The organism is Enterococcus raffinosus (genome assembly GCF_001886185.1).
GTDB lineage: Bacteria > Bacillota > Bacilli > Lactobacillales > Enterococcaceae > Enterococcus_A > Enterococcus_A raffinosus.
The window spans coordinates 22,780-29,909 of the sequence record NZ_JXLA01000045.1 but is presented as its reverse complement, the minus strand read 5'-3'; the positions used below and the strand labels follow the sequence as shown (position 1 = coordinate 29,909).

5 protein-coding genes are annotated in these 7,130 nt (G+C 40.1%); 4 read left to right on the top strand and 1 reads right to left on the bottom strand.

The genetic code is table 11. From position 1 onward, the window contains the following. Both RV13_RS17840 and pcp read left to right on the top strand, forming a co-directional pair. Positions 1-942, top strand: a 942-nt coding sequence (locus RV13_RS17840; RefSeq protein ID WP_249024495.1) for a DUF979 domain-containing protein, incomplete at its 5' end; no start/stop codon positions are given. Between the two features lie 26 nt (positions 943-968). Next, positions 969-1,613, top strand: coding sequence for a pyroglutamyl-peptidase I (gene pcp / locus RV13_RS17835; RefSeq protein ID WP_060789549.1), 645 nt, complete (start codon positions 969-971; stop codon positions 1,611-1,613). 112 nt (positions 1,614-1,725) lie between these two features. On the opposite strand, the gene RV13_RS17830 is transcribed toward pcp, so the two are convergent. Beyond that, positions 1,726-2,766 (bottom strand): AraC family transcriptional regulator, encoded by a 1,041-nt coding sequence (locus tag RV13_RS17830; protein WP_060789548.1) that lies wholly within the window; start codon positions 2,764-2,766, stop codon positions 1,726-1,728. Positions 2,767-3,108: 342 nt separating this feature from the next. Here RV13_RS17830 and RV13_RS17825 point away from each other — a divergent pair, with 342 nt between their 5' ends. Both RV13_RS17825 and RV13_RS17820 read left to right on the top strand, forming a co-directional pair. Continuing rightward, positions 3,109-4,410 (top strand): PTS sugar transporter subunit IIC, encoded by a 1,302-nt coding sequence (locus RV13_RS17825; RefSeq protein WP_060789547.1) that lies wholly within the window; start codon positions 3,109-3,111, stop codon positions 4,408-4,410. After that, the gene (locus RV13_RS17820; protein ID WP_060789546.1) at positions 4,407-7,031 is read left to right on the top strand and encodes a family 78 glycoside hydrolase catalytic domain; all 2,625 of its coding nucleotides are present in this window, start codon (positions 4,407-4,409) and stop codon (positions 7,029-7,031) included. Before RV13_RS17825 ends, RV13_RS17820 begins: the two co-directional genes overlap by 4 nt. Positions 7,032-7,130: the final 99 nt, after the last annotated feature.

Here is a 7,130-nt window from a genome sequence, read left to right as displayed (position 1 = left end):
CACCCGTTCTCACGGGTGGATGTGTTACTATCTGAAAAATTACTTGAAATTATTTATATTATTATGGGCGCTGTCGCTATCTATACCGGGATCAAAAACGCCCGTGACAAAGCCAACGCAACCCCGATTGGAACAGCGATCTTTTGGTGTGCCTTAGGAATCGTTATGATGTTTGGTCGTTGGATTCCGCCAATGATCAATGGTGTCTTAGTAATTCTTATGACCCTGCCGCCAATCTTTAAAAAGGTAAACAAAGGAAAAGAAAGTGCCCCAACAGAAGCGTTTACGAAGAAAATGGCGGACAAGATCGGGATGAAAATCTTCATTCCAGCCTTAGCGATGGGAATTTTCGCGATCATTTTCGCCGTATTCACTCAATTAGGCGCGTTAGTCGGTGTGGGTGTCGGTGTTTTAGTCGCGATTGTTATATTGATGGTTTACTCAAACTCAAACAAACCGATTGTGTTTTTAGATGATGCGGAACGGATGCTGTCAACAGTGGGGCCATTAAGTATGCTGCCGATGCTGTTAGCGAGCTTAGGAGCGATCTTTACCGCTGCCGGAGTTGGGGAAGTCATCTCAGAGCTTGTCGCAAAAGTTATTCCTAAAGGAAATGTCAATTTAGGAATCATCGTATTTGCCATCGGCATGATGTTGTTTACTATGATTATGGGGAATGCCTTTGCGGCGATTACCGTTATGACTGTCGGAATTGGTGCACCATTTGTTTTAGCCTATGGTGCTGATCCTACCTTAATTGGGATGGTGGCATTAACCTGCGGATATTGCGGAACTTTATGTACACCAATGGCCGCAAACTTCAACATCGTTCCTGTTGCCATGCTGGAAATGAAAGACCGCTTTGGTGTAATCAAGAATCAAGCATTATTAGCTGTAGTCTTCTTAGTTTTCCAAATTGGCTACATGATTGTTTTCAAATAAGTTTTGTATAAAGAAAGGTGAGAATAATGAACGTATTAATTACCGGTTTTGATCCATTTGGCGGAGCAGCGATTAACCCTGCCTATGAAGCAGTAAAATTATTGCCAGACACCATCGAAGGTGCCAACATTCATAAATTAGAAATCCCAACCGTCTTCAAAAAGGATGGGGAAGTCTTAGCAAAAGCCATCCAAGATCAAAATCCTGACATCGTGATCTGTGTCGGACAAGCAGGTGGACGCTCAGATATCTCAATTGAAAAAGTTGCGATTAACTTAATGGAGGCCCGCATCCCTGATAATGAGGAGCAGCAGCCATTGAATCAAGTCATCCATGAAGACGGCGAAACAGCCTACTTTGCGACGATCCCAGTCAAAGCGATGGTCAGCAATGTGAAAAAAGCTGGCATCCCATCAAGCGTGTCCTACACAGCTGGTACCTTTGTCTGCAACGATATTATGTACCGTTTACTATACTTAGCGGATAAAGAAAACAAGAATATCAAAGGTGGCTTCATCCACGTTCCGTATTTACCCGAACAAGTGATAGACCTGCCAGTCGGCACACCAAGCATGCCGGTAGAAACTATCGCTAAGGGTCTGGAAGCCGCAGTTGCTGCTGCGATCACTACAGACGAGGATCAAAATGTGGCGATGGGGACGATTATGTAAGTAAAAAAACTGCAAACAATTTCCGTTTTACGGAAGCTGTTTGCAGTTTTTTTTATGACTTATATCAAGTCATTATAGAAAAGGAAGTGAGAGGTGTATTTGCTAATAATTATTAACTTATTGATTGTCGATAGTTATTCGGAGAGAGGGCAAACTTTTCATAAAAGATCTTATAGAAAAAGCTCAAATTTTTATAGCCTACCTGTTGAATAATTTGTTCTACGGGGAGATTCGAGTTTCTCAGCAGCAGACTAGCATGATTCAATTTAATCTCTTGAATAATTGAAATGAAAGACTTGCCTACCTGCCTATGGATCATCCGACTCAGATAGCTGGGGTTATAGCCAAAGTGTTCGGCAACTTCCTTTAACGAACAGTTCATATAGTTCTTCTCCATATAATCCAAAATGTCTCCGATATAAAATTCGTTGGCATTTCTGGATTCTTGCGCCTGTTTTTTTTGGAAGGAACGCAACAATTCTGAAAAAATGATGATCATATAGGCGTCAATAATTTCGTGTGAATCTGTACTAGGATCGAAATAATGAGAGAGCAGACCTTCCATTGCATCGAGTAGAAATTCATTGTTCAGCGCTTCGAACACGATGAATTGATCGTGTTTTTGCGTCTCAGAAAGAGCATCAACAGCAAATTGAGCGATCGTACTGTTGGAGGCGAGACGGCTAAGCATTCGAGAAGAGAAGTATTCTTTTTTCATCAGTAAATTAATCAAGATATCTTCTTCTGAGGTTTCCATGATCCGGTGAATGACTTCGGTATCTAATAGGCAAAAGGCCCCTTTATTCAACTGAACCTTTTCCTCGTTGATAATCATCTCTACATTGCCTGAATAGACATAGCTCATTTCAATGAAATCATGCATGTGGAAAGGGGTATAGGAATGTCGGGCGTGCTTCAGAATAATTACTTGGCTGCTTTCTAAAAAATTTTTATAGGCAAAATCTTTTTTCAAGGCGCTTTCTAGATGCTTTTCGTAGGTATATAGATAGACTTTTTGTCCCGCCTCCGTGAGAACAAAGGAAAAATTCTCATCATCTAATGAATGGACCTCTTTGGACTCGGAAGGCTTAAGCAGTGCTAATTCAGTATCGGTGTAGGCAGTCAATCGTTTGCGAATTTCATTTTTGTCCATGCGCTTCCCTCCTGTAAAAATAGTCAATGTCCACTGATCTCATTCCTATGGTAGACTGAAAATGATAGCGGTGTCAATAAAATTATAATTTCAGCTAATCATTTGAGAGTATTGATTAAGACTATTAAATCAATCTATCTCTTAATTTTATTTCATTAGAGTTGAACGAGGAAGTTCTACTCGGATAAAAGAGAAGAAGTAAAAATCGGTCAATGCTCTTGTCAAAATTAGATATTATCTTGAAGCGAATCATCCTTTATGATGATTATGATAGCGATATCATAAAAGATGATCCGGACATCATTGATAGTCACTACAGAATATAGAAGGAGCTGTGACAAGATGAATAGTGAAAAAATGCCTTTAGGGGACAAGATACAAGAAAAGTTGGGGCCATTTTCGGCCAAAGTAAATGGAAATCTCTATATCCAAGCGATTCGAGATGCAATGCTCGCGTATATGCCTTTCACCTTTGTGGCTTCGATCTTTTTGATTATTGCTTTTTTTCCAATCGACGCGGTTACGAATTTTATTACAAAGCTGCTGGGAACAGCGGATGCCAGTGTTTGGCAAAATAAATTGCTGTATGTAAACAATGCCACGCTTGCTATAGGCGGACTTATTGTTGTCATTTCTTTATCCAAATCATTAGCAGAAAAACTGAATGTGAACAATACCCAAAATATTTTAACGGCGTTAGTTTCATTTCTATTATTGACCCCTTTAACTGAAACTGAAAGTGGTCCAATGCTGGACATCTCACGTATTGGCGCACAATCTATGTTTCTTGCCATTGTTGTTAGCATCATCAGTGTAAAACTGTACAAATTGATTGCAGATAAGGATATAAAGATTAAAATGCCTGCGTCTGTCCCGCCAGCAGTGGCTGGACCTTTTGAGTCAGTGATTCCATCATTTATTGTTGTACTGGTGTTCTTTATTTTGCGAATGATCTTAGAGATTGGTTTGAAAAATGATGCACTAAGCCTGATCAATACTGTTTTAGGGGTGCCCTTGACCTTACTTGGAGGTTCTTTAGGCGGTATTGTTGTGGTAAAAATCTTTGAACAATTTTTATGGTTCTTTGGGTTACATGGTTCTTCAATCATCGCAGCGGTTATGGACCCTATTCATCAGGTGCTAGAGGATCAAAACAAAGTTGCTTCCTTAGCAGGGGAGCTTCCTGAAAATATTATCAGCATGAGCTTTAGAAATCACTTTGCATCAATTGGTTTAGTTGGAGCGATTATCGCAATCTTGATTGTGGCAAAAAGTCGTCAATATCGAGAAGTGGGGAAGATCGCTTTTGTTCCTTATCTGTTTAATATTGGAGAACCCACCTTGTTTGGGATTCCGTTGATGCTGAATTTCAGTTATATCATTCCTTTCCTATTAGGAAACACCATTTCGACAGTTGTCTCCTACATTGCCTTTGCGACAGGCTTAGTTCCAGTACCGACAGGCTTAGCCCAACTGCCTTGGACGACACCGATTATCTTTAGCGGTTATTTTGTTACTGGAAGTATCAGAGGATCGATCCTGCAGATTGTGCTGTTAGTGGTTGTTACGTTCCTCTGGCTGCCATTTGTCAAAGCAGCTGACAAGCAAATCTATGAAGCGGAAAAGGCGACGGATTTGGCTTGATCATCGGAGAAGGGAAGGAGGGGACAGTTATCAGTATTTTGATTAATGGTATAGCTGAACCTTACACAGTTTTATTAGATTCCCCGCTGTCAATTGACTGGCGTACAGTGGCTTTTGACCAAGCTGGATATACACTACGAATAACTGACGAGCAGGGACAACAGATTTTTAAAGAAGAAAAGCAAGCGACGGCAATGAAAGTGAACGTTAACCTAAGTCATTTAGAGCAGGTACGGCAAACATATTTTGTTCAGCTCACGTTGTTTTCTACAACTAAAGAGCAGAGAAAACTGACTAGTCAATTTACAACAGCGAGCAAAAGAATCCAAGAAGCAGAGTGGATCACCCGATTAGATAATCCGATTTTGAAAGAAGCCACGTATTTTAGAGACAATCCTACAATTGTTTTATCGAAACAACTGAAGCTTGATACATCAGTGAAACAGGCGTGGATTGATCTTTGCGGATTAGGCTACTATACCTTGTTTATTAATGGCAAACGTGTTGGAAAAGACTATTTAATCAATGATGTGACCAACTATAATAAGGTTGTCTATTATGATACTTATGAAATCACGAAGTATTTGACAGTAGGGGAGAATTGTATTTCGGTTGAGTTGGGCAACGGTTGGTATAATCCGGCTCCAATCAATATTTTAGGGAAATACAATGTACGAAAACAGCTATCGATTGGGAAACCTTGTTTAATAGCTAGTATCGAGGTAAAAGATTTTGAAGGCAATCATCAGCAGGTCTTGACGGATACCACATGGAAGAGCGCCGAAGGGAATATTCTAATGAATAATGTTTTTGTCGGAGAAAAAGTTACAGATCAATGCGGTGAAAAGAAAGCCAAAACAGTAAAAATTCTCGGACCTGCAGGAACGCTGATACCTGGAAGTATTCCAAAAATACAACGAGTCGAAAAAAGCTCACCAAAGAAAATAACTACTATAGGAAATAAAGTAATTGTAGACTTTGGAGAGATTCTATCCGGTCAAATATCGTTGACTGTTTCAAAGAACTATCTTGGAAAAATTATTCTCAATTACTCTGAGAGAATGTATGATAAAAAGGCACTGGATTTCTCAAGCACGATTAGCGGCGTTTATGGTATTACCGATCCTGAATTGGGGATTACACCGAATCAACGGATTATTCAAAGTGATACCCTCGAGAAAACTAAAAAAGCGACTTTTCAATTTTCTAATCAATACTCTTATCATTCTTTTCGTTATGTAGAGTTTATTTTTAGCGAAGCCGTTCCTTTTGAAGCGGTGATTGAAGAACTCTGCGCCTATAAAGTGCATACGAATGTTGAAGTGATCACTGAATTTGAAACATCGCTACCGTTGTTGAATCAATTATGGCGGAGTGGTCTGCAAACACGATTAAATAATATCCATTCTTATTTTGAAGACTGCACGAGAGAACGATTTGGTTATGGCGGAGATATTGTCGCTTTGATGTCGTCCCATCAGTATTCAATCAACGGTGTGAGTCTGTTGAAAAAAGTGATGCTCGACTTCATTAATGATCAAACCATCGATGGCGGCATTCCAGCGACAGCGCCATTTGTAGGCATTATGACCAATGGACCAAGTAATAAAGCCGGTGCGATTGATTGGCAGCTGGTGCTGCCGACGATTGCCAACAGTTTGCTGCGATTTTACGATGAAATGCACTTTGTTCAACAATTTGCTGCTAGCTTCAAGAAGCATATCGACTATCTTCTTAGCTTTGACTTTGACTATATCAAAGCCTGCAGCTTAGGCGACTGGGGATCAATTGATGAGAAAACCAATGGCGCTGTTATTACTTCGCCAGACCAGGAATTTTGCTCTGCTTGCAGCTACAGCATCATTCTGCAAGAGTATCAGCAGCTCATGAAAGAGTTAGTCGAATATGAATCAGCCGGTCTTCTTTCGAAAAAAATTACAGAAGTGAACCAAGCCATTTTCTCTGAATACGCCCATGCAAATAGTTCTTTTGGAGAAGGAACACAGTCAAGCGTAGTTTTTGCTCTAAAAGCAAATTTGGTTCAAGGAGAAGCCCAAAAGAAATTAATTCAGCAATTAATCGAAAAGATAGCTGCCAACGATGGCGTCATAACTTTAGGAATTTTTGGAATGGCTTGGATATATGAACTACTTGCTAGCGAGGAGCATCAGATGATTCTATTTGATTGGTTCACTAGGTCGGAAGCACCAAGCTATCAAGCGATGCTAGCTGAAACTGGAACCTTATCCGAACATTTTCCTCTTCAAGAAGGAGCGGCAACGTACAACGGCTCATTAAACCATGCGATGTTTTCTTCCTACTCCGCGTGGATGGTCAGCCAGATTCTAGGAATCAGCTTTCCAGAAGGAATAAATGGACAAATATTCATCACTCCGCAAACAGCTTTTTCGCTTGAGACTATATCTGGCAGTATCCAAACCCCCTTCGGTAAAATCCAGCTTCAATGGACTCAAACAGAAGAAGAGATAAAAGGGAAAATAAACGTACCAAAAAACCAACCCTATACATTGAATCTTCCGACTTCAGATTGGCAAGTAGAAGAATGCTGTCGAGATTTAGGAGAGAGCCTCGAACTATTTGTGAGATTGACGAAGGAATAGGTTGAAGAGAGGAACACCAAGCATTCAGAAAGAGGATGTTTGGTGTTTTTTTGGTCTGTGATAGTTTATCTCTTAGAATGGAATGTACGAAATTTCATT

What these genes read in the sequence shown, in the direction of transcription:
- pcp (WP_060789549.1), top strand. Translation starts at nt 969, where the DNA reads ATGAACGTATTAATTACCGGTTTTGATCCATTTGGCGGAGCAGCGATT.
- RV13_RS17830 (WP_060789548.1), bottom strand. Translation starts at nt 2,766, where the DNA reads ATGGACAAAAATGAAATTCGCAAACGATTGACTGCCTACACCGATACT.
- RV13_RS17825 (WP_060789547.1), top strand. Translation starts at nt 3,109, where the DNA reads ATGAATAGTGAAAAAATGCCTTTAGGGGACAAGATACAAGAAAAGTTG.